Annotated in this window: 14 protein-coding genes; 3 read left to right on the top strand and 11 right to left on the bottom strand. The window is 59.2% G+C overall.

The features are described from left to right. Window positions 1-186: 186 nt before the first annotated feature. The gene (locus tag F1529_RS09875) at window positions 187-822 is read right to left on the bottom strand and encodes an SDR family oxidoreductase (RefSeq protein WP_370456999.1); all 636 of its coding nucleotides are present in this window, start codon (window positions 820-822) and stop codon (window positions 187-189) included. Between the two features lie 256 nt (window positions 823-1078). On the opposite strand from F1529_RS09875, the gene F1529_RS09870 reads away from it, so the two are divergent. Then, a complete protein-coding gene (locus tag F1529_RS09870; RefSeq protein WP_196220390.1) occupies window positions 1079-1597 on the top strand; it encodes a lipocalin family protein in 519 nt (172 codons plus the stop codon). Window positions 1598-1748: 151 nt separating this feature from the next. On the opposite strand, the gene F1529_RS09865 is transcribed toward F1529_RS09870, so the two are convergent. From F1529_RS09865 to pbpC, 4 genes are all read right to left on the bottom strand, one after another. Beyond that, window positions 1749-2192, bottom strand: a complete 444-nt coding sequence (locus F1529_RS09865) for a transposase (RefSeq protein WP_155134255.1) — start codon at window positions 2190-2192, stop codon at window positions 1749-1751. A 213-nt stretch (window positions 2193-2405) separates the two neighbouring features. Next, window positions 2406-3530 (bottom strand): BamA/TamA family outer membrane protein, encoded by a 1125-nt coding sequence (locus F1529_RS09860; RefSeq protein WP_155134252.1) that lies wholly within the window; start codon window positions 3528-3530, stop codon window positions 2406-2408. After that, the gene (locus F1529_RS09855; protein WP_155134249.1) at window positions 3521-5752 is read right to left on the bottom strand and encodes a molybdopterin-dependent oxidoreductase; all 2232 of its coding nucleotides are present in this window, start codon (window positions 5750-5752) and stop codon (window positions 3521-3523) included. Before F1529_RS09855 ends, F1529_RS09860 begins: the two co-directional genes overlap by 10 nt. 288 nt (window positions 5753-6040) lie before the next feature. Beyond that, on the bottom strand, window positions 6041-8362 hold the full coding sequence (pbpC, locus tag F1529_RS09850; RefSeq protein WP_155134246.1) for a penicillin-binding protein 1C: 2322 nt from the start codon (window positions 8360-8362) through the stop codon (window positions 6041-6043). A 287-nt stretch (window positions 8363-8649) separates the two neighbouring features. Between pbpC and F1529_RS09845 the strand changes: the two genes are divergently transcribed. Further along, complete coding sequence (locus F1529_RS09845) at window positions 8650-9144, top strand: transposase (RefSeq protein WP_007150187.1); 495 nt, start codon at window positions 8650-8652, stop codon at window positions 9142-9144. Between the two features lie 186 nt (window positions 9145-9330). On the opposite strand, the gene F1529_RS09840 is transcribed toward F1529_RS09845, so the two are convergent. After that, complete coding sequence (locus F1529_RS09840; RefSeq protein WP_196220389.1) at window positions 9331-14913, bottom strand: alpha-2-macroglobulin; 5583 nt, start codon at window positions 14911-14913, stop codon at window positions 9331-9333. A 191-nt stretch (window positions 14914-15104) separates the two neighbouring features. On the opposite strand from F1529_RS09840, the gene F1529_RS09835 reads away from it, so the two are divergent. Next, window positions 15105-16190, top strand: coding sequence for a DUF3080 family protein (locus F1529_RS09835; RefSeq protein WP_196220388.1), 1086 nt, complete (start codon window positions 15105-15107; stop codon window positions 16188-16190). Between the two features lie 262 nt (window positions 16191-16452). Here F1529_RS09835 and pelG read toward each other — a convergent pair whose 3' ends face one another. The 5 genes from pelG to F1529_RS09810 are packed head-to-tail and all read right to left on the bottom strand — an operon-like array spanning window position 16453 to window position 22230. Further along, window positions 16453-17823 carry an exopolysaccharide Pel transporter PelG gene (gene pelG / locus F1529_RS09830; protein ID WP_155134240.1) on the bottom strand — a complete coding sequence of 457 codons (1371 nt, stop codon included), beginning with the start codon at window positions 17821-17823 and terminating at the stop codon, window positions 16453-16455. After that, a complete protein-coding gene (gene pelF, locus F1529_RS09825; protein ID WP_155134237.1) occupies window positions 17823-19391 on the bottom strand; it encodes a GT4 family glycosyltransferase PelF in 1569 nt (522 codons plus the stop codon). The genes pelG and pelF overlap by 1 nt, the downstream gene beginning before the upstream one ends. Next, window positions 19369-20379, bottom strand: coding sequence for a hypothetical protein (locus tag F1529_RS09820; protein ID WP_290516124.1), 1011 nt, complete (start codon window positions 20377-20379; stop codon window positions 19369-19371). Before F1529_RS09820 ends, pelF begins: the two co-directional genes overlap by 23 nt. After that, window positions 20372-21706 (bottom strand): PelD GGDEF domain-containing protein, encoded by a 1335-nt coding sequence (locus F1529_RS09815; RefSeq protein ID WP_155134234.1) that lies wholly within the window; start codon window positions 21704-21706, stop codon window positions 20372-20374. Before F1529_RS09815 ends, F1529_RS09820 begins: the two co-directional genes overlap by 8 nt. Beyond that, complete coding sequence (locus F1529_RS09810; protein WP_155134231.1) at window positions 21706-22230, bottom strand: hypothetical protein; 525 nt, start codon at window positions 22228-22230, stop codon at window positions 21706-21708. The genes F1529_RS09815 and F1529_RS09810 overlap by 1 nt, the downstream gene beginning before the upstream one ends. Between the last annotated feature and the right edge of the window lie 3 nt (window positions 22231-22233).

Here is a 22233-nt window from a genome sequence, read left to right as displayed (position 1 = left end):
CTTTATACCTAGGGACAGGATGAGGGAGGGATCGGCGAGATTGTCAGACAATTCAGGGAATGATTTCCAATGGAGAGCGAAGAGGTGTCGGTTTACGGCCTTCGGCCTAAACCGACCTACGACCCCGCCTTGGCAATACTTACCGTAGGTCGGCTTAGCCTTAAGGCGTAAGCCGACATGTATACCTCAAACGTTTTGCAGCGCATCCCGGATGGGAGTCTCTCCGGTGATCACATCAAATTCCTGATTGCGAATCTCCATCCGGGTGACTTCCGCCAGCACCTTGGCGACATCTTCGCGGGAAATTTCTCCAAAGTCCTTTATTTTCGACTCCAGCCTAACCTTCTCCAGCGGCGGCTCTTCTGTTAGTCGCCCCGGGCGAACAATGACATGGTCCAGACCACTGCTGCGCAGGTGAGTGTCCGCCTTGCCTTTGGCTTCAAAGTAATGACGCATTTTTTCCGGGCCACTGTCCGGGTCATCGGCGCGCATAGAGCTGACCATGATAAAGCGGTCCACGCCCTGCTCTTTCGCCTGATCCACCAACGCAATGGCGCCATTCTGATCCACGTCGAGGGTTTTCTCCGGACCGGTGTGAGGACCAGAGCCTGCGGTAAAAATCACCGTGTTCTGCCCTTTCAACGCCTCACGGCAATCACCCTCCAGGTCGGCCACCACCACATCGTTGGCGCCCAGCTCTTTCAGGGACTGAGCCTGGGCTGCATCGCGCACCATAGCGGTAACGTGGATATCGTCTGCCACCAGATGGGGAATCAGCCGGCGACCAATTTTGCCGTTTGCACCTGCAATAAGAACGTTCACGCGGTTCTCCTTTTCCGGTTAGGTATTAACAGGGGTTGTGATGACGTGGAGGACTTTCAAGGGTAACGGGTGTGTAGGTCAGATTTACCCAAGGGCACAGAGAGCCTGAAAGGCGTAATCCGACATTCAACCATTGTGGATGGGCAGCAAGGCTTGGTTGTCGGCTTACGGCTACGCCTAAGTCTACCTACGGAATCACCAAGATTCACCCGGCGTTGCACCCGCGGATGCGATTCTCTCTTTCATGGAGAAACCTATGCGCCCAATGTTGTTGATAGTGAGCCTGATTATGCTCAACGCCTGCCAGACCACGCCGACTGACCCCATTGAAGTGGCGAGTCCACTCGATCTGGACCGCTTCATGGGCCAGTGGTATGTGATTGCCAATATTCCCACCTTTCCGGAAAAAGGCGCCTATAACGCCATCGAGACCTATCGCCGGGCTGGCCCCAATGAAATTGAGACCACCTTCACCTTCCGCAAAGATGGCCCGGACGGTGAGCTGAAAACCATGACGCCCACCGGCTTTGTCAGCGACGAGAATCCGGCCATCTGGAAGATGCGCTTTCTCTGGCCATTCAAGGCGGATTTCCGGGTGCTGTATGTAAGCCCGGATTACCAGACAACCATTGTGGGACGACAGAAACGGGATTATCTGTGGATCATGGCACGCAGCCCGCAACTGGATGCCAGCGTCTACCAGCACTTGCTGGATACCGCCAAAGAGCGGGGTTATAGCTTGGAAAAACTGCAGAAAGTGCCCCAGGTGTGGTGACCTGCTCTTACTCCATGTTTGCCAATGCCCTGATGATCGCAAACCTGAACCCTTCGTGATGCGAGCATCACTTCCCACAAGGAAGCGCGGTTTATGTGGGAAGCGATGCTTGCATCGCGAAGAAGAACGGCAAGATTCTGCCGACCACAACTCAAAGCCAGGCAGCATTCCAAAATGGGTAATCTCTCACTGAAGCCACCAGCCCTGCCCTCACAGGGTTTGCGATGACATAACGAGCCGCTGGTTTCAACTCCGCTTCGCTTCTCAGCGCGCGATCATGGAAGCTAGATTGCCAGATGGCTTGCTCCAAGGAACGGGACACTCTGGCCTTGGCCATCCTGACAATTTGGGACAGATCATGCTTATCGGTTGTGGACAACAGCCAGTGCACATGGTCCGGCATGACCACATAGCACCACGTGTGGCTGGCGTTCTGAATATCTGATTGAGCTATAGATCTGCACACTTGGCAAGCGATAGAGAAACGGGAAAACCATGGGGATCTACCCGCTGTGCTGAAAGTAACCAGGTAGGGCCTTCCCTGCTGGGAGAAGCGCCCTTTTCTCAAGGCGTGGCTGTGGTAGCGGTGAGTCATCCATAGAGCGTAACGAGCCGGGGCGGGGGTAGCTGTCAGTTTTTAGAGGACATGGCTGTCATCTGAATCTGATTATTGACCTTTTGAGGATATTAAGAAGGTGTGCCTCTTTCTTCGCGATGCAAGCATCGCTTCCCACAAAACCACTGCCCCACAAAATGTGGCCTCTCTGTGGGGGGCGATGCTTGGAAGATCTTAACAAAGAAATCCGGTCTAGAAACTTTCGCCCAGCTGAATAAAGAAAACGGTATCGTCATCGGTGAAGGCCACATCCACACCGATGTGCAGAGGCTTGCTCGGGGTGGTTTGCCAGCGCAGGCCGGTGCCGATGCTATGGGCAGTCTTGCCCTGGAAAATCGGCTCATCCCCGTCGTTGACCCAACCATAATCGTAGAACCCCACCCACACCCAGCGCGGCAAGATCGAATAGCGGCCTTCGATGCTGGCTTTCAATGCATCGTCATCCATGTATTCGCCCCGGTTATACCCGCGCACCCCGGCCGACGCCTGATTGAAAAACGGCGCCCGCCCGGAGGTGCTTTCCCAGGCACCGTTGGTGGCGAGGACCAGATCCGGGAACAGCTGTTTGTAATAGCTCAGGTCCAGCCGGGTTTTGCCGTAGTCGAAATCGCTGCCCAGGGCCTCGGCAAAATCAAAATAGGAGGCACTGAAATTGATCCCCTGAGTGGGGAAATAATTGTTGTCGCGGGAATCATAGGTCAACACCATCCCCGCTCCGCCGACGGCGATATTTTTGCTCAACCCCGGCAGCCCGCTAATACGCTGATCGAATTCCATCTCCACATCCCCGTCCGAGTAGATCAGCGCCGGGCCCAGGAACCAGTGATCGGATTGCGGCAAGCGCCACTGGGCACGGGCAAACCCCATGGCCATGTCGATGGTGTAATCCAGCGGATTATTGGCGAAAAAGCCCTCCCCCCCAAAGCCATAATATTTGAGCTTCAGGGAGCCGGTGCCGGCGGCGGCCGTTACCCGCAAACGATCATCCAGTAAATAATCCTGATGGAATGCGCCCACCACCCAGCTATCGGTATCGGTGTACATGGCGCCCAGACCGCTGGTGGGGTTGGGGCCGCCGTTGCCATCACGAGACGGGTGCAAATACAGGGTCGCCAGTTGCAAGCCAGTACCCATGGTGGGGTTCGACACGGGGATCGGCGCCACCACCCAGTTACCCTTTTCCAGGTTGGGGGCATGGCTGCCCTTCTCCACGTTCGCCATAAACGCATCGGTTTCGGTAACCGCCGCTGCGCCGGCCAGCGGCACCCAGCCGGCCATAAACACAACCCGGCACCACGGAGCGACACTCACTGGCATGGGGTCACAGGGGCCAGGGTCACGGGAATGCCGTTGAGCTGCGCCATGGCGGTCACCGCTTCCACCCGCTCTGTGCCGATCACATCGTTAACGCTACTGCCCTGGGTAGAGCGGGCAATTTCCAGTTGCACACCCTCGCGGTCATGGCCCCAACCGTGGGGCACACTGATGACGCCCGGCATGATGTCGTCGCTGATAGCGGCCGGCAACGTCATGCAGCCGGCACTGCCACTGACCGTCACATCGGCGCCTTCTTCCACTCCCAATCGCAGGGCATCGTGCGGGTGCACAATCACCGTGAAGCGGCCTTTGCCCTTGATCAGGCGCTGACTGTTATGCATCCAGGAATTATTGCTGCGGATATGGCGCCGGCCAATCATCAGCAGTTGATTCTCTTGTGGAACAGATGGCACCGGCAAGCCCTGCAAGGCGCGGTGGTAAAGTGCGGGAACCAGATTGATGCGCTGGTCCGGAGTGAACAGGCGCTGCGGCAGCATGGGCGTCAACGGTCCCAGATCAATACCATGCGGAGCCGCTTGCAGGCGCTTGAACGTCAGCCCCTCACCCTTCCCGCGCAACAGGCGCCAGGCCACATTGGGCAGCGTATGCAGGCCGTTCTTCTTCAGGCTGGCCATGGCCTTGCCGCCACTGCCATACGGACCCAGGCGCAGGCCCAGATCAATAATCCCCCGGTCACCCAGCTTGCGGATAAAACGGTCGGCGGCGGCCGCTTTCACCCGGCTGCGGCGAGTGCGCGCTTTAAGCCGGTTCAACCGTGAGGTGAGCCCGAGCAAAATTTCCCAGTCATGCAGCATGCCTTCCGGCCGGGGCACCAGCGGTGGCGTATATTTCACCACGTTGCGCACCGCCACCGCCTGAAAAATCGGGTCGAACTGGCCATGCTCCAGCTGCCCGGTGGGGGGCAGAATAATGTCGGCATGGCGGGTGGTTTCGTTGATATAGAAATCAATACTGACCATGAAATCCAGCCCGGCCAGGGCCCGGTCCAGCTTGCTGCCATCCGGGCAGGACAGCACCGGATTGCCGGCATGGGAAATAAACGCCTTCACCTGGCCCAGCCCTGGGGAGAGCATTTCATCGGCCACGGTGGTCACCGGGAATTCGCCGCCGAATTCCGGGTAACCCTTTACCCGGCTGCGGTAGCGGTCGAAGCTGCCGGTATCACCGCTGAGGCCACTCATGGCGAGGATATCAAAGGCCGGATTGGTGAACATGACGCCCCCTTCCCGGTCCAGATTACCGGTAAGGATATTGATCACGTAGACCAGCCAGGCGCTGAGCGCACCATGGGCGCTGGTGGTGACGCCCACGCGGGAATACACCGCCGCGCTGGGGGCACTGGCAATGTCACGGGCGAGTTTGCGAATGGCAGCAGCAGGCAGCCCCACCGCCGCTGCGGCTTTCTCCGGTGTCCAGGGCGCGACCAGTTTTTCCAGCGCTTTCTTGCCGTCGAGCAGACTATCCAGCCGCCCCGGCGCCACCAGCGATTCCACGTATAGCACCTGCACCAACGCCAGCAGCAGATAGACATCGGTCCCCGGACGGACAAAGTGGTGCTCGTCGGCGACCTTGGCGGTCTCGGTCCGACGGGGATCAATCACCACCATTTTCCCGCCCCGCTTTTGCAAGGCCTTGATGCGGTTCTTGACGTCAGGGACCGTCATGATCGAGCCATTGGACGCCACCGGGTTGCCCCCGATAACCATGAAGTAATCCGTGCGATCGATATCCGGGATCGGGAACAGCGCCTGGTGGCCAAACAGTTTGTAGGTGGCCAACTGATGGGGAAGCTGATCCGCAGAGGTGGCGCTATAGCGCTGGCGGGTGTTCAGCGCCCGGGTGAACGGCAATAGCGTAAACAAGGCACCATGGTTGTGCGCCGTAGGGTTGCCCAGGTAAAGGGACACCGCGTTCTTGCCGTGTTCCTGCTGTATCTGGTGCAGCCTCTGGGCGGTTTCGTCCAGGGCGTCCTCCCAGCTGATCGGCACCCAGCCATCGGCGGTACGCTTGACCGGGTGGCGCAGGCGGTCCGGGTCGTTGTGCAGATCCTGCAGAGCCACCGCCTTGGGACAGATATGGCCACGGCTGAAGGGGTCGGCCTTGTCGCCACGAATGGCTTGTATGTCATCGCCGCAGTGCTCTATCTCAATACCGCACATGGCTTCGCAAAGATTGCAGGTGTGATAGTGCAGGTGCTTCATCCTTGGCCCCGTTCGTTGCGCTTAAAGTCCTTGTTTATCAGATTCACGTGAAAAAGGCGCGGTGGATGTGTGTGCTTCTTTAATTCGCTGCGCTCATCCCCTACCCCAAGGAGAAAAACCTCATCCAGATTGCTTGTCGGATTACGCCTTTCAGGCTAATTCGACCTACTTGATGCTTGAGTTTTGTAGGTCGAAGGCCGTAATCCGACAATGAACACTGTCTTTCTCCCGCAAGCGGGAAAAGGATTGGGCAGCGTGGTTGCGTGCAGCATGCCTGCGTGAAGCGTCTCACTTTCCCAGCACCTTGAAGCGCTGCTTTAACCGAAAGCCCTGATCATCCACCAGCGTCAGGGTGTGCCAGCCGGGCTCGGCGGTGAGTGCCCATTCATGGAAATGACGGGTCTCGCCCAGATAAGCAGAATCCAGATGCCAGTAGAGCGTGGCGCCGGCCCGTTGATGGACAGCGCGAAAGACCGCCCTGCCCAGCCGGCCATCCAGCTCCACCGGAATATACATCGCCGTGCCCGCATGGGGGTAAATCAACGCCATGGGCGGTGCGCTATTCATGGCCCGCGCCCCGGCCAGACAATCGTCGCGCCAGGCGGGTAGCGGCCGGTAGTGCGGGTGACGGCGCTGGTAGAACCAGGCTTGCCCCGGCGGCAGCACAAACCAGTCCCGGTGGCGCATGGCATCGACCGACTCGCACTGGCTGTGAACCCGCTGCCCCTTATCGTCCAGATGCACCCGCACATGGTACGGCGTCACCGTTTCAAAATGACTGTGCAGCGGGGCCAGCCGCTCCACCGTGGGGCAGCGACCGCCGGCCAGATAGCCATCATCACTGCACACATGCACGGTCTTCAGGTCTGCCAGTGGCGGTTCCGGCCAGGCCGCTGGCCCCAGCAGGCTGAACACATCCAGCATCAGCGGTGCAGCGGTGGCCGCGCCCCCCAGGCTGGGCGCCGGCTCGCCATTGCCGTTACCGGCCCAAACACCCACGGTGTAGCGGCCGTTACTGCCGATAGCCCAGGCATCGCGCAGGCCATAGCTGGTGCCGGTTTTCCAGGCGATGGGCTGGCTGGAGCTGAACAGCCGCCACTGGCGGGCGGTGCCAGGGCGAGCCACATCACGAAGGGCATCCAGCGTCAGCCAGGCCGCCCCCGGGCTGAGCACCGGGCGAGCAGATTCCCGCCCGGCCAATAGCGGCTGCAGCGTTGCCACCGGGTAGGACGGTGCCCGCATGGCACTGGCAAACAAGCGCGCATAAATGCCTGTCAGTTCATCGAGCGTACCTTCCGCGCCACCCAACACCAGAGTGAGGCCGTATTCTTCCGCACTGCGGAACAAGGTGCTCATGCCCATGCGCTGCAATTGGCTGTGAAAACGGCCGAGCCCGTATTCACGCAGCATGCGTACGGCCGGAATATTCAGGGACTGGCTAAGCGCCTGATGGGCCGGGACCGCGCCACGGTATTCGTGATCAAAATTTTCCGGGCTGAAGCCACCGTAGTTGGTGGGCAAATCCGGCACCAGAGTGTCAGGCAGCAGCAGGCCGTCATCGAGCATTAATCCATACAACAAGGGCTTGAGCACACTGCCGGTGGAGCGCGGCGAACGGGCGATATCCACGGCGGCCCCGTATTCGCGGGCATCACCGTGGGTCATGTTGCCCACGTAAGCCCGGGTGACCAATTCGGTGTGGTCGATCACCACCACCGCCACGTTATGCACCCCCTCCCCCGCTAACCGCTGGCCATGCTGGCGCGCCAGCTCGCGCACCCGGCGTTGCAGGTCGGCATCCAGGGTGGTGTGGAACAGGTGTTGCGGGCTGCTGGCGGTGAGCGAGGTAAGCAAGTGGTCGGCGCTGCCGGGGAGCGGCCGGGGCGCATCGGGCAAGGGCTCCAGCGAGGCCAGCTTCAGGTCTGTCGTCGACAGGTCGCCCTGGCTGTGCAGAGCGTTCAGCAAAGTGTTGCGTTTGGCCAGCAACCGCTCCCGGTTACGCCCGGGGTGAATCAGCGAAGGGGCATTGGGGAGCACCGCCAGCAACGCCGCTTCCGCCCAGCTGAGCGCCGCCGGTTCACGGCCAAAATAGCGCCAGGCCGCGGCCCGCAATCCAACGATATTACCGCCAAACGGTGCCCGGCTGGCGTACTCGATCAGTAGCTCATCCTTGCTGAAATGCCACTCCAGTTGCAGGGCAAGCACCGCTTCGCGGGCCTTTTCCGGCAAGGTTCGGGGTGGATCATCCCGTAACAGCCGGGCCAGCTGCATGGTGAGTGTGGAGCCGCCACTGACCACCCGCCCGGCGCGGGCATTAAGCCAGGCCGCACGGGCAATGGCCAATGGGTCCACACCCGGGTGGGCGAAGAAGCGTTTGTCTTCGTAGTTCAACAAAGCCTGGCGATATTTGTCCGGCAAGGTGTCCACCGGCACAAAGCGCCATTGCTCATCCGCCGCAATACGGGCACCAAGCAGACGGTCATGCCGGTCCAGCATCAAGGTGGCGTAAGGGGTGTTCGTGAGCCGATCCGGCAGCGGCCAGAACTGCAGTGCGGCGACGATCGGCACGGCGGTGATTAACGGGATCAGGAAGACGTAGCGCAGGTTCATTGTCGGTGAGAGCCCGGAACAAGTCCCATTGTCGGGTTACGGCTGCGCCTAACACGACCTACGACCGAGCTCCTGCATGTAGGTCGAATTAGCCTAAAGGCGTAATCCGACACAAGGGTTAGAGGTGGCAGTACCCAGGCCTGTCGGATTACGGCCTTCGGCCTAATTCGACCTACACAGAGGGCTGCACGGAGGGCATAACGCCGACAATGGGTTGCGCGAATGTCCTCTCGTTTTCTCGCGTATTGGGTCGTAATCTGATATTCCAAAACAAACAATGAGGCCCCATGCACTACCGGCGCAATTATCTCTCCGGCGGCTGCTATTTTTTCACCTTGGTCACACATCAACGCAAACCGATTCTGACCAATGAACCGACGATTAACGCACTTCGCCACGCTTTCAAAACCGTACAAAAACGTCACCCTTTGCGCATCGACGCCATCGTCATCCTTCCGGACCATCTCCACTGCATTTGGACCTTGCCGGAAGAAGATCATGATTTCTCAACCCGTTGGCGTTTACTCAAAGGAATGGTCACAAAAAATCGCCAAATAGACACCCCGATCTGGCAAAACCGCTTCTGGGAACACACCCTTCGAGATGAAAGCGATCTGTATAATCACACCGACTACATTTACTTCAACCCAGTAAAGCATGGTTACGTCCACCAACCCGCCGCTTGGCCCTACAGCAGCTTCCACCGCGACGTGGCCCGTGGCCTGTATCCGGCTGATTGGGGCGGCAATCCGCTGCTTCCGGACGACATTGGTAACGAATAACCCCTGCGTCGGCTTAGCCTGCAAGACGTAATCCGACATTGGGCATGTGCTGCAAGCAACGAGGCAGGGTGTCGGGTTACGGCTACGCCTAACACGACCTACACGCCCGGGCGTCAAAATATCGCGTGGCCACTCCCCGTAGGTCGGCTTAGCCTGAAGGCGTAAGCCGACATTGAGCATTTGGGTCTAATCGCGTTTCACCTCAATCCATTGCCCTTTACTGCGGGCCTGGCGGGTGCCGTCGTACATGGCTTCCACGTTCCAGGCGGGCAGGTAGAAGCGGCCGGCGAAAGAGGCGTTGAGCGCCACGCGCACGGTGAGGCTGTGCTTGTTGCCCGGTTTCAGATCGAAGTAATGCATCACCCGATCGTCGCGCAGATCCTGGTACGTGACCCGCTCCTGATCGTCGGCGCTACCATCCAGCCGGCTGCTGGTAATCTGCCAGCCGGACGGCAGGATCTGGGTGAGCGCCAGATTCTCCAGGCTGCGGTTCCCGGTGTTGGTCACGGTGACTTCGGCAACAAAATCCTGCCCCTGGGGCAAGCTGGCCGGGTTCACCGGTTTGCCCTCTGCCAGGAAGCGGGTGGTCAGGCTGAGCCCGTCACTGCTGGCCTGTTCGTTCCCCGGCAACGGCGTGCCGGTGTTGCTCAAGGTGACAAACAGTTTGCGTTCGCTGTCGTTGCGGACACTAAAGGCCAGGGCGGTTTCGCTATCGGTCAGTGCCTGGCGGTAAACCGGTGAGGTGGCCGCGATGTCCTGCCAGCCCTGCTTGCCTTCACGCACCGCAAATTGATATCCCTGCTCATCGCTCTGACTGCCCGCGTAGCGCGCCATGGCCATCAGCGACCAGGCCGTGGTCTGGGTGCTGTACCAGTGATCGGCAGAAAGCTGACTGGCGATGTCCTGCGCCAAGGTCCAGGCCTCGGCGGTATCGCCACGGGCATCGGCCACGGTGAGGCGGATAGCCTGATCGCGAAGCAAGGAGCCATAGGTGTAGCTGGCACCATCGTATTCCAGCTCGGCGGCAGCGTTGGCGGTAAGCTCCGCCGCCACATCGCTGAGGCCCATTTGCAGGTAGGCGGCAGCCAGCAACCAGCGGCCACTGTGATAACTGGCGCTGCGTGAGTAATCCGGCTTGGCCATTTGCAGCCGCTCACGCAGCCGGTTCATGGCGCCGACTTGCGGTTTGCCCGCCAGGGCCAGGGTGTATTGGCGATAGGCTTCCGCACTCCACTGCCAGGGGCGGTCGCCCAGGCTCTGGCTGCGACGAACCTGATAGGCCGTCCAGTTATCCAGCATGGTGGCCGGCACCGCGTAGCCAAGCCGTTTGGCTTCCAGCAGGAAGTGGCCGGCATAGCTGGTGCCCCAGTCGCTGGCATTGGCCAGGCCGGGCCAGTAGCTGAAACCACCATTGGCCAGCTGGAAACGCTTGAGGCGCTCGATGCCCGCGGTGACGTTGTCCTGCACCTCCTGCTTTTGCTGCTCGTCCAGCTGCAGTAACTGATTCAGGTACAGCTGCGGCAACACCGATGAGGTGGTCTGCTCGATACACCCGTGCGGGTAGCGCAGCAGATAATCCAGACGTCGCTCCAACCCCATGGCGGGCAAGGCACTGACCACCACGGTGCTGCTATTGGTCCCGGCCATGCCGTGGGGCTGCGATTCCAGCGCCCAGATTTCACCGGCCGCCAGCACCTTGCGGGTATCGCGGGTGGTGGGCGGGTTAGCCGCGCGCACCGGCAGGTGCACGGTTTCCGAGGCGCGATGTTTGCCGCCTTTCGCGGTGACGGTGATGTCACCAGTGCCCACCTGCTGTTTGGCGGTGATTTTCAGCATGGCAATCTGATCGGACGGGCCGGTGAAGGTCAGTGTGGCTTTGCCCTGCTCCACCTCGAACAGGTCTTCATCGGCGTCCACGGTCAGGGTGACTTTTTTCAGGCTGTCGTCGGTGACAAACACGGTAACCGGCAGCGACACGCTTTCACCCGGCCCCAGTACCCGTGGCAAGGTGCTCAACACCGTCAGCGGCTGGGTGACGGTAATGTCCTGTTCGGCCTTGCCGTAGGCGCCGTTGTCACCGGCCACCACCATGGCCCGCACCTGGCCCATGTACGGCGGCAAGGTAATCTCGTGATTGGCGGTTTCATTGGCATCCAGCGTGAACGGGCCCAGGAACTTCACCACCGGCGGGAAGCGGCGACGCTGCTTTTCCCGGCCATCGTCAGCCCCGTCGGAGCCGCCCAGTGCCAACAGCTGATCCAGTTCTGCCCCGTAGGCCCCCACCACCATGTCGAACAGATCCCAGGTCAGCACGCCCAGGGCTTCGCGACGGTAGAAACTGTCGTGAGGGTTCGGGGTCTGGTAGTTGGTCAGGCCAAGCAGGCCCTCATCCACCAGCGCCAGGGTGTAGGTCATCGGCTTGCCCTGCTTTTCACTGACCTTCACGGTAAAGGTGTCTTCCGGTTTCACCTTGTCCGGGGCGCTCACTTGCGGGGCAAGACGGGTATTCGGGTCATCCACCAATAGCGGCACCAACCCATAAAGTCGGATGGGCCGGTCGTTGTTGCGGCCGCTGTGCGGCTGCAGCAGCGCCACGTGAACGTAGACGTTGGGCGCCATGTTGGCGGTGATGGGGATATCCAGGGTCTGCGCTTCACCGTTGGCGGGCAGCCAGTAGTGATCCAGTACCCGTGAACCGGTTTCCAGGCTCACCAGCAGGCGGCCCTTGGCCACAGCGGGCAATTGAATATGGGCCGTGTCGCCAACGGCGTAACGGTCCTGATCCGCTGACAGGGACAGCCGTGTGGCTGCATCCTGGCTGCCACTGGCTTGCTCCCAGCTCCAGCCCAGGTACACGGTTTGTGCGGTGCAGTGATCGCTTTGCCGGTCACAAATGCGGATCAGATGGCGACCCCAATCGTAGTCTTCGCCGTTCAGATTCCACTGGGCGCGACCTTCTGCGTCGGTGGTGATCTGTGCATCGGCTACACGTTTGGTGTTGGGGTCACTAATGTAGTTACTCAGGTCGTCACCGGCCCGGTCCCACCACCAGCGCCAATCAATCTGGTAGACACTGATATCCAGAGGTCGACTGGCGTCGGGCTTGCCGTCGCTGTCCAGGCTGATCAGGTCGATGGCATGCAGGCCTTCACGGGACAGTGCCCCGCCCCAGCCACTGCCTTCAGGAATGCGCATGCCGACCCAATGCTTGAACGGGTACACCGGCACGCTGCGAATCTGGGTACTGTAATCGCCGCTGTTTTCAAACACGCGGGTCGTCAGGGTGGCGCGCAGCATGCCCGGTGTCTGCTCCACATTCACGGTGAGCGGCACGGTGGCGTTGCCCTTCGCATCCACGTTGCCATCGAAGGCAGTGAAAGGTTCGCTGCTGAGCTTTCGGGTGGGGTCGTCGAAGTGATAAGCGTCGTAGCCACTGAAACGGGTGGTGCGCGCGCTCACCCGCACTTTCATGTCGGCCTTCAAATTGGCGGCGGTGGCACCGTTAAACCATTGGGTAAATAACCCAATGTCGGCGGCGTCGTTGGTGTAGAGCGTCTCCGGCAGATCCAGCTCGATTTTCAGCCGATTGGGTTTGATGGCTTCCACCCGGATTGGGGTATCGAAATAGCGTTGCCCCAGCCGAGCCACCGCGCGCCAGTTCCCGGTGGGCGCGTCCTCTTCTGTCTGTAGTGTAAAGGCGTAAAAGTCACCCACCGGCTTGTCCAGCGTATAGCTTTTCACCTTGTTACCACGGGGATCAAACCAGTCCAGCGTCAGTGGGTGGCCCTCGGGGATGGTGTTGTCCTGGTCTTCCAGAATAAAGGTCAGGTGAATGTCATCACCGGGGCGCCACACATCCCGCTCGCCGTAGAAGAACCCTTTCAGGCCATCGCGTACTTGCTGACCACCGGTGTTGAACTGGTTGGTGGGCAGGGCCCGGTTGCGAGCCAGTTTCAGGTAGCCGGTGTCCCGGTCCTTGACTGCTTCCAGGTAATAGGCGGAACCATCCAGTGTCAGGCTGGCCATGCCCTCGGCATCGGTGAGTCCCATACCCACTTGCTGTAGTTGGTAGTTGTAGGCCTTGAGCACCACATCTTCGGCGGGGGTGTTGCTGTCCAGCTCGGTGGCCACCACCAGCAGGGTATCGTTCTGGCCGCGTTTGGCGATCAGGCCCAGATTGGAGGCCAGAAAGGCGCGAGTACTGCTGGCCAGATCGTTGTATTGGTAGTAGCTGTCGGAACAGGGGTTATCCTTCTCATACCAGCTCAGGTAGCCCGCGTCGGCATAGTAATTTTCGTAGAGGTCAGAGCGGTCCTCATCCTGCCCGGGGCCTTCATAGCTGTCCGGCAAAGTGGTTTTTTTCTTGAGGGCACCGTCCGGGCAGCTGTAGCTGATGTCGTCGCCATCAATCGCCAGCGTCAGATGCACCAGGCCGTTGGGATGTTTGGCCATGAGCTCGGTGAGATCCAGCTGATAACGTTGCCAGCCATCGCCATTGCCCGGCAGGGTCAACGTTTTCTGCCACAGGTAGCGACCGCTGCGAGAGTCCATGTCGGCTTCATTCAGCTCGCTGCCTTGCAGATAGCGGCCGATATTGTCATCGAAAACCCGGAACGCCTGGACTTTCACCGAGCGCACGCCCACCGCTTCAAACGGCACGCTGAGCTGTTTGCCGTCGGGCAGGATGGTGCCATCACCCACAAAGCGCACACCGGGCTTATTGGTCATCAGGGTGACGGTTTTTTCCAGTTTCTCGGCCAGGCGACCCTGGCTGGCGGAGCGCAGACTGCCGTCAATCACCAGCTTCACATCGTCTTCCAACTCATCCTGCGGATAAATGCGCAGGGTGCTGCCATCCACTTCCACTCGCGGCGCCTTGCCATTCAACGTGACCAGCCCTTTCAGGTTCTGGGTGGCTTGCAAGGCTTCGGAAAAGTTCACCTGGACATGGGGTTTCGGGTAACTGACCGCCCGCACATTGGTTACCGCGAAGTTTTTCAGTGCCGGCACCGTGTAATGACGGTTGCCCTCGTTGTCCACGCCAAGGGGCGCCGCATCCCAGCGCAGTGATACATCACTGGCCTGCTGTTCGCGCACAATCCCGGTCACCGAAAAATCATGGCGCAGGCCGGCGCTGTCATGCTGCCAGTTAATGGCCAGGGTCTTGTCGTTCTGGCGGGCATCCAGTACCGCCTCTACGTGAGCCTGGTCCGCCAGATCGCGAGTCTCCAGACTGCCGCGCAGTACCATTTCGCCGCCATCGTCCGTGGGCAACAGGGACTCCACCGTCAGGCTCAGCTGCTGGCGCAGCACCTGCAGGGAGAACTCAGCGGGACTCAAGGCATCATCCACATTGGCCAGCCCCTGGGCGTACAGCACCAGGGTCAACGACTCCCCGCCGGGTAACGGCTCGGCGGGGCGAATTTCCAGCCGATCTTCGGCGGTAAACACCGCCGTGACAGCCCGCTCCGGCAACAGCCGCGCGACCCCGGATTGAGGTTTGTCGAGTTGATCAGGAGTCACCACCGGGTGATTAAAGCGCACAACCAGTGGCGCCCGGGCACTGATGGTACCGGCCGGCAGGGCTGCCAGATGGGTTTGCCAGCGGTCATCCAGAGGGGAGACGGCTGGGTCGGTCTCACCCTGCTCTGCAACAGCGCCGTTACTTTCCCCCTTTCCGGTGGTGTCACTCTTATCATCACAGGCCGTGATCAGCAGCACAGCCCACAACATCAAGAGACGAAAAACAGACAAACCCCGACTTGGCATAACACCCTTCCCTGGCAAAATGGTTAACGTGGGAAACATACCACAGACATGGGACTTCCGTTCGACGATAGTCGCAACTATCACATCAAGAAATCGCGTAGAAACAAGGCCGCACATTCAGAAACAAGATACGGTACAAGTGGCTAAGCAGGCGGCGCACAGCAGTCAGTAACGGCATCCAGGGGATGGATTTGGCAGCAAGGATAAAAACGGGTTTCCTGATCATTGCGGCGGTTTTTCTGGTGGCATTCACCTTGTGGTGGCTAATGCCCGGCAACGACAGCGAGGCCCGCTGGGAGGATTATCTCTCCCGCCTGGCGCGGCTTTCACAACAGGCCGTTCCCGAACGGGCACCCCTGCCGATAGTGCCCTACCCCGGCAACCGGGAACTGCACCAACCGATCCCCGAGCACCGGGTCGACATGCTCGATTATCTGGAACTGCGCCACTGCAACTTGATGTCGCTGATCAGCGAACGCAATAGCGTGCTCGGCAAGCTGCAGGCCGACTCCTTGCGATTCAAACATGAAGTGACCTTTATTCGCCGTGCCCGCCAGTGCCTGGCCAGTGACAAACTGGACAATCAGGCACTGATCACCCTGCTTGAACAGGTGGTCACCGAGAAGCAGGCGGCGCTACCCGCCCTGTACTGGAATGCGCTGGTGGCCAGCGCGGAATTTCGTCAGTTTTTCAGCCAGTCGCCCTCTGCCATGGCCGGCGACAGCCAGGCAGCGCTGTTAAGCCTGGAGCAACTGGCCCAGTCTCCATTTCAGGGCCAGACCCTGCCAAGCCCGGAGCAATTGTTCGGGCTGGAAGCCCGCTTGCAGCAAATCGCGCACAGCCAGGCCGGCGGGCAACTGCTGCGGCGGCTGGCGCTGGCGCTGCGGGAGCTGGAACGAGGCAACACCCTGCTCGAAAACATTGACCCGGTAGCGCTCTGCCCCAAAGGGCGACCCACGCCTCGAGCCCGAAAACTGCGCAATGTGCTGGACAATATCTGGGGCAGCCAGGTGCAACAGGCCCTGGCAGACGCACAGCGCCAGCGCAAGCAACTGGCCAACGCGCTGGCGAAGATAGAAGCATTGCTGGCCCCCACACCCCCTGCTTTTGCACAGTGGCAGGACCATTATTTTTCCAATACAGGCCTGCAAAGCCAGTTAAACCGGGCGCTCAAGCACCATGTCTCGCTCTGGCAGGAGCGCCTGCGGCAATGCAATCTGATGCCTGATGGCGGGCAAAAACTGAACGGCAGTGCAAATATTGACCTAGAAGGCTAAACAAAAAGTCTACAAAGCGAATGCTTGTGAGAACAGTTGTCCACATACTTCCGGGTGTCGGTGAGTCCCATTCACCGGCTCCGGAGTTTTACTCCGTGATAGCTCTCCCGAGCCAAACTATTCACGGCGCCTTTTGGCGCCGTTTTTTTTTGCCGCTCTGCGGCCGCAACACGCCTCACGCAGCATGCTTGACGCTTTCCATAAACCCGCTGCAGGCGTACATCTTGAGGTTCGCCCCAAAAAACCGGGGCCTGGCAGGCTGTCAATTAAGCATAAAGGTGGAATATTCCAGTTCTGCCATTTTGCGACTCACCAGCCACAGGCCAAGCAGCACACACACGGCCAACGCCAGCAGGAAACCGAAGCCAAAGAACTGGGGCCCCAGGTACAAGCTTATGCCGGTAAAGATCACGTTGAGCACGAAAAACAGCCCCGTCAGCAACACCAGCATGCGGCGCTGATCCAGATAACAGAACACGTTGATGATGGCGAGGAAGACCACCTGCAGCGCGGTGGCGATTAGCTGCACCTTGAGCAGCGGCAGGTACAGTTCCGAAATGCCCAAAGCGTTAAAGATCTGCGCACCGGCCACCATGATCACCAGCGCCGAGATTGCCTGAATCTTGAGGATCTGGAAGATGCCCTGGCGGATGACAAACACCATCTGGTTGCGCATGTCTTCGATATAGGACAACGACCCACCTTCACGGACCGCGTCATAAAAGTTGGAATAATACTCCACGAAGTCCGTTTCCATACGCACCAGAAACACGGCCATGCCCGGGATCAGTGACAAATAGGACAGGAATACCGGAATGTCGTAGATCAACGAGGCCCGCAGCGGCCCGATCACATCGCTACCGGTGCCGTCATAAAACCAGAACATGGCCTTGTCCGCCCACACCCCGGCATTATAGAAAAAGCCCACCAGCATCAGGCTGGGGTACAGGTATTTTTTGCCGAACATGTCGAACGAGACGATGCTCTCGGCCGGGTAGCCTCGCACAATCAGTACCAGCATCCCCGCCAGCAGGGTCACCTGCCCCAGCAGAAAGCCCAACAGCAGGCCATCCAGGTCCAGAAACCGCAGCATCAGGGCACCCAGCACCGTAATGGTGTAGCCCAGGGCGTAGAGCAACAGAATGGCCTTGTACTGCTTCATGCCGGAGAGAAAGACCGTGGCAATCCAGATATTGCTCAGCACCACAAAACAGGCGATCAGCAACACCCGGAACAGCACACTTTGCCCGGGAAACAGGAACATGGCCGCCGGCAACGCCAGCACGCCGGAGATAACCGTCACCAACACCGTAACGCCACCAAAATTGGGCAGAATCAGGTCTTCACGGTTTTCAAACGAGCGATCCGCGCAGAAGCGGGTAAAGGCCAGCTGCACAATGCCGGTAAGGATCAGACTGATGGCGATAAGGTAGGTCACCGTGACCTGAAACTGTGTCACCGAGGCATCCGGCACCACCATACCCAAACTGAAGATACCGATAATCAGAATACCGATGATCGACAACACCCAGGGGCCGGAGCTAATTACACCGGCATAGGCATAGGCCCGGATCAGGCCAAGCAGGGTGTCCTTGCGCAGCAATCGACGCAGTTCAAAACCAATGCCGGCCATTAGTGGCGTCCCTCCCGGCGACGATTGTTGCTTTCTTGCGGGCTGGCTGCGTCCGTGTCCTCCACCAGCGACTGGTACAGGTCACGGTAGGCGCCAAACATCATTTCCTGGGTGTAAAGGTTCTCCACCCGGCGAATGCCTGCCTGCTGCGCCTGGTGCCAGGCGTCCTTGTCTTTCAATAGCGCGGCCACCGCATTGCCCAGCGCTTCCGGATCGGCAATGCCCACCACTTCGCCCGCTTTTCCATAGGCCCGATCGGCTTCACCCAGGCCTTCAATCAGCTGACGGCAAGAACCCACATCGGTAGACACTGCCGGCACCCCGGCAGCAAACCCTTCCAGCAACACCAGCGGTAACGCCTCACTGATGGAGCTGAGCACGATCACGCCCACTTTCGGTAACAGCTCATCAATTTTCTGGAAGCCCAGAAACTTCACATTCTTTTCCAGCCCTAGGCTGGCCACCAAACCGTGACACTCCTTGGCGTATTCCTTGTCCTCATCTTCCGGGCCGGCAATCCAGCCTTCCGCGTCTGGCAATACATTGACCAGGGTACGCATGGCGCGCAGGAAGGTTTTCACATCCTTGATGGGCACCACACGACCAATCAGGCAAGCCACCGGGGGAATGTTGTCACCCCGGGCGGCACGCACTTTCTGCATGCGGGGCAAATCAATGCCATTGGGGATATTCAGGGTGCGCTCTGGCGGCGCGCCATCTTCCATTTGCCGCTCACGGTTGCGCTCATAAAGCGCCACAATGCGGTCCGATGCCTGGTAGCACTCGCGCCCCAGCTCGGTGAAAAAATTCACCCATTTTTCGCGAAAATAGGCCATCTCCGCATTGTTCTTTTCTACCAGGCCGCGGTTATCGCTGATCCATTCGCTCTGGAACAGGTCGATCTTGCGCTCCTTGGTATAAATACCATGCTCGGACAGCAGCAACGGCTTGCCGGTGCGGCGCTTGAGCATGGCACCCAGAAAGCCCGCATAACCGGTAGAAATGGTGTGGTACATCTTTGCCGGCAACAAGTTGTCGGCAATATCGTTAAGCACCCAGATGGGCGAATGCATGATGCGGATGGTCCAGAAATAATCCACAAAGGACGGATCACGACTGAACTCGCGGTACGATTCAGCAATGTAATCCCAGCTGGCCCGGCTGTGCAGGAAAGATTCCTCGGAATAATCCTCGCCTTCCCCCAGGTGCGTAACAATGCGGCTGAACAGCTCGCTGCGCTCCCGGGAATGAATGCCATCTTTCACCATTTCATGGAAACGCCGCAGATCGGCATAGGCCTTGCGATTGCCCTTGAGGGAACGCTTTTGCGCCCCCCGCTGAAAATTGTGCAGGTAGTGCACTTCCAGGTGCACCACGTTATCCGGCAGCTCATATTTCATGTCGCCGTAGTCTTCCGGGCGACTGCCCACAAAACAGCAGGCAAAGGTATATTCGGGAAAACCACGAATAATCTGGTTTACCCAACTGGACACGCCGCCACTCACATAGGGGAAAGTGCCTTCCAGTAATAAACAGATATCGGCGCTATCCGCCCGTGGCAGGCTCATAGGCCCTCCAGAATTCAACGGATTTATTGAGTTGGGTGAATTGACTGTCATCGGTAATTTCACGCATCAGCAGCCGCACCAGCGGTATTTGCCGACGTTGCAACGCAATCTCGGCCAGCCAAGGGTTCACTTTCGCTGCGGACAATCCCAGGCGACGGGCAAAGGTCATGGACTGGTGTGCTTCACCGATTTCACCCTGGCTTAACTGAATCCGCCCGCGCAGCAACCACAAGCCGGCGTCTTCCGGCGCTTCCATCAAGCCCATGTCGGCATAGAATGCTGCCCGTTCCAACGTCAGGGTACGGATATCCCCGCGCACCAGGTCCTGATAATTCAGCTCCCAATACAGCTCGGACAGGCGACGGGCCAAACGGTAGCGGCGTGACTCCTTGGCCCGCTCCAACAGGTGCAGGGCGCGCTCGATATCCCGGGTAATTTCCTTTTCTTTCTGATCAAGAATCCCGTAGGCCAGTAGCCGCAAATCTTCAAAGGAATCCCCCAGGGTATGGCGTAACAAATTGCCGGTTACCTTGGCTGGCATGTCCTTGAGCACCAGCATGCCCTGCACCCGCAGGGCATTGGGCGCCCTTGATGTGGTCAGCAGGCTTTTCAGATCGATTTGCCGAAAACCGGCCGCGCTATTGACCTGCACCGGGGTAAAATAGGGCTGGTCCACCAGCCCGAATGGCTTGTCCCGAAACAACGCCGGCAGCCAGATACCCAAGGCGACCCCACCCAGGATAGTGACCAGCCCCACCGCCGGAATAAAAAACGCAAAGGAAAAAATCAGCACCCAGGAAAGAATCTTTGGCGTTCTGAAACGTGGCGGCAGCAGCCCCCAGGCCACAACAGACAGCAATGCCGATGCCAACCCGTGAGAGAACAGGTACAGCACGAACAGGGACAGGTCTGCCTGTCTGCTCAACAGCAACAGCAGGGAGGCGATCTCCGCGCTGATCGCATAAATAAGCAGCTTGAGACTAGACACTCGCCGCCTCCAGAAGCTCAGCCACCTGCTCCATCCCGCCACGTTGATCCAGGTGACGGTAATAGAACTGCACCCCGGCCTGACGCAGGCTCATGAAGGCATACTCATCGGCCAGCCATTTTTCGGTACGTAACACAAAGCCTTCCAGACTGGATTCCCCGGTCATCGGCATCATGATCATCAGCGCGTTGTCGTTTACCCACCAGGCCAGATCCAGGCTACGCAAACCACGAGCCAATGCATCCAGAATCAGTCCCGCCTGCTCGCTGTCATCGGCGACAAACAAGGTGAGCGAGGTATCCACCCGGCCGCCCTCGCGCAGACGCACCAGCGCGGCCAACTCACTGGCAATCCGGAACGGCATGGTGGGCCAGCGATCCAGCATGTCATCGACTTCATCGCCAGCATGCACCACGTCCGCATAGAAGTTGAGCAGCACCGACAGCAACTGCAGATTTTCATAATTGATGGACAGGAATGGCAAACGCTCAATCACCATCACCCCGATCAAGGCGCCACCACTGTTGATAATGGGGGCCGCAACCAGGTACTGGCCATGGTAATGACTGTCGTGATCGTGCTGCTGAATATGGGCAAGCAGCTGGTTGTCCAGCGCGTGCTGGAGCAAATCATTGTCGCGCTCCAGCGGACGGTTCTCCCCCAGCTTTGCCGCCGGCTCATCATCGATTTCGCCATCCACCACCCGGTAAAGCGCGGCACGTTGCAGCTGGCAATATTCTGCCAACATGTGGATCAGATCATCCGCCGCAGGAAGGCGCACCTTGTCACTTTCGTCCAGGGTCAGATCACGTAACCGCACCAGCGCATCGCGCACGGTATACGGCTTGATCAGCAGATTTTCTTCCAACCGGTCGTGGGAGAGGCGCAACAGCACATACCGCTGGGTCAGGTTCTGCAAGCGCTCCAGCGCATAGCTGGCGGCACTGTCTGCGCGCATCAGCTTGACGCGCCACATATCCGCAAACTCACCGCAGATAAGGGTAATCACGAAACCACCAAGCATGGTGGATTCCGGAAACTCCATCCCCGGATAGAAGCCCAGGGCGGTCAGCACAAACCAGCTGGCCACCAGGCACAGCATGCCGAATACCCCAAGCAAACTGCCATAACGCAGCGCCAACAACATGGGCACCAGCAACACCCAACGGAAGGTCCCGATGAGTGTCAGCGGATCCTCCTCGCGCAGCCACAACCCCATGGCAACCGCCAGCGCCATCAGAATCACTGCTTCGCACAGCGACCACAGCACTCTTGGCTCGGGCATGAACAGCCCCGCCAGCTTGCCGTTGCTGATGCGCTCAAGCATTACTGCACCACCGGGGCGAGCAATTTATCGATGACCTTCTGCCCGGTTTCACTGAGCGACTGGCGTGCCCAGCCGGCCCGTGAGCCAGTGCCGCTGTAGACGATACGCCCTGCCGGCAACTCACGAATTTCGATCATCACCCCCACCGCAGGTTCACCATCAACGCCGGTTTTATAGCGCCATTCGTGCACCACCCCGCTCACCACATACTGAGCCGATTGTGAGGCAACCCACTGATTCATTTTCTTGCGGTTGGCCGCCGAGGTGCCTTCAAACAACACCCCTTCATTATCGCTTTCCGGGTAGCGGGTTACGCTATTCACGCCATGGCGGTACAGCACGGATTCGACAATGGACGCCGCCCGTAAGCCTGCCTGGGGCGTCGCGGTACGGTTAACCATCGGCAGAACCAGCCAGTTGCCCTCACCGGACAGTTCCACATCCTGGCTGCTGCGAACATGGGTACACCCGGCCAGCACGGTGGCTAACAGCAAGGTTCCCAGTAGCGGAATGCTCAGTCTCATTGG

It is taken from the genome of Alcanivorax sp. VBW004 (assembly GCF_009718865.1).
Taxonomy (GTDB): Bacteria; Pseudomonadota; Gammaproteobacteria; order Pseudomonadales; family Alcanivoracaceae; genus Alcanivorax.
The sequence above is the reverse complement of the archived record's forward strand: the minus strand, read 5'-3'. Positions and strand labels throughout refer to the sequence as shown.

Excerpts from the sequence above, each read along its gene's own strand:
- F1529_RS09870 (WP_196220390.1), top strand. The coding sequence starts at position 1,079 with ATGCGCCCAATGTTGTTGATAGTGAGCCTGATTATGCTCAACGCCTGC.
- F1529_RS09865 (WP_155134255.1), bottom strand. The coding sequence starts at position 2,192 with ATGACTCACCGCTACCACAGCCACGCCTTGAGAAAAGGGCGCTTCTCC.
- F1529_RS09860 (WP_155134252.1), bottom strand. The coding sequence starts at position 3,530 with ATGCCAGTGAGTGTCGCTCCGTGGTGCCGGGTTGTGTTTATGGCCGGC.
- F1529_RS09855 (WP_155134249.1), bottom strand. The coding sequence starts at position 5,752 with ATGAAGCACCTGCACTATCACACCTGCAATCTTTGCGAAGCCATGTGC.
- pbpC (WP_155134246.1), bottom strand. The coding sequence starts at position 8,362 with ATGAACCTGCGCTACGTCTTCCTGATCCCGTTAATCACCGCCGTGCCG.
- F1529_RS09845 (WP_007150187.1), top strand. The coding sequence starts at position 8,650 with ATGCACTACCGGCGCAATTATCTCTCCGGCGGCTGCTATTTTTTCACC.
- F1529_RS09840 (WP_196220389.1), bottom strand. The coding sequence starts at position 14,913 with ATGCCAAGTCGGGGTTTGTCTGTTTTTCGTCTCTTGATGTTGTGGGCT.
- pelG (WP_155134240.1), bottom strand. The coding sequence starts at position 17,823 with ATGGCCGGCATTGGTTTTGAACTGCGTCGATTGCTGCGCAAGGACACC.
- pelF (WP_155134237.1), bottom strand. The coding sequence starts at position 19,391 with ATGAGCCTGCCACGGGCGGATAGCGCCGATATCTGTTTATTACTGGAA.
- F1529_RS09815 (WP_155134234.1), bottom strand. The coding sequence starts at position 21,706 with ATGCTTGAGCGCATCAGCAACGGCAAGCTGGCGGGGCTGTTCATGCCC.
- F1529_RS09810 (WP_155134231.1), bottom strand. The coding sequence starts at position 22,230 with ATGAGACTGAGCATTCCGCTACTGGGAACCTTGCTGTTAGCCACCGTG.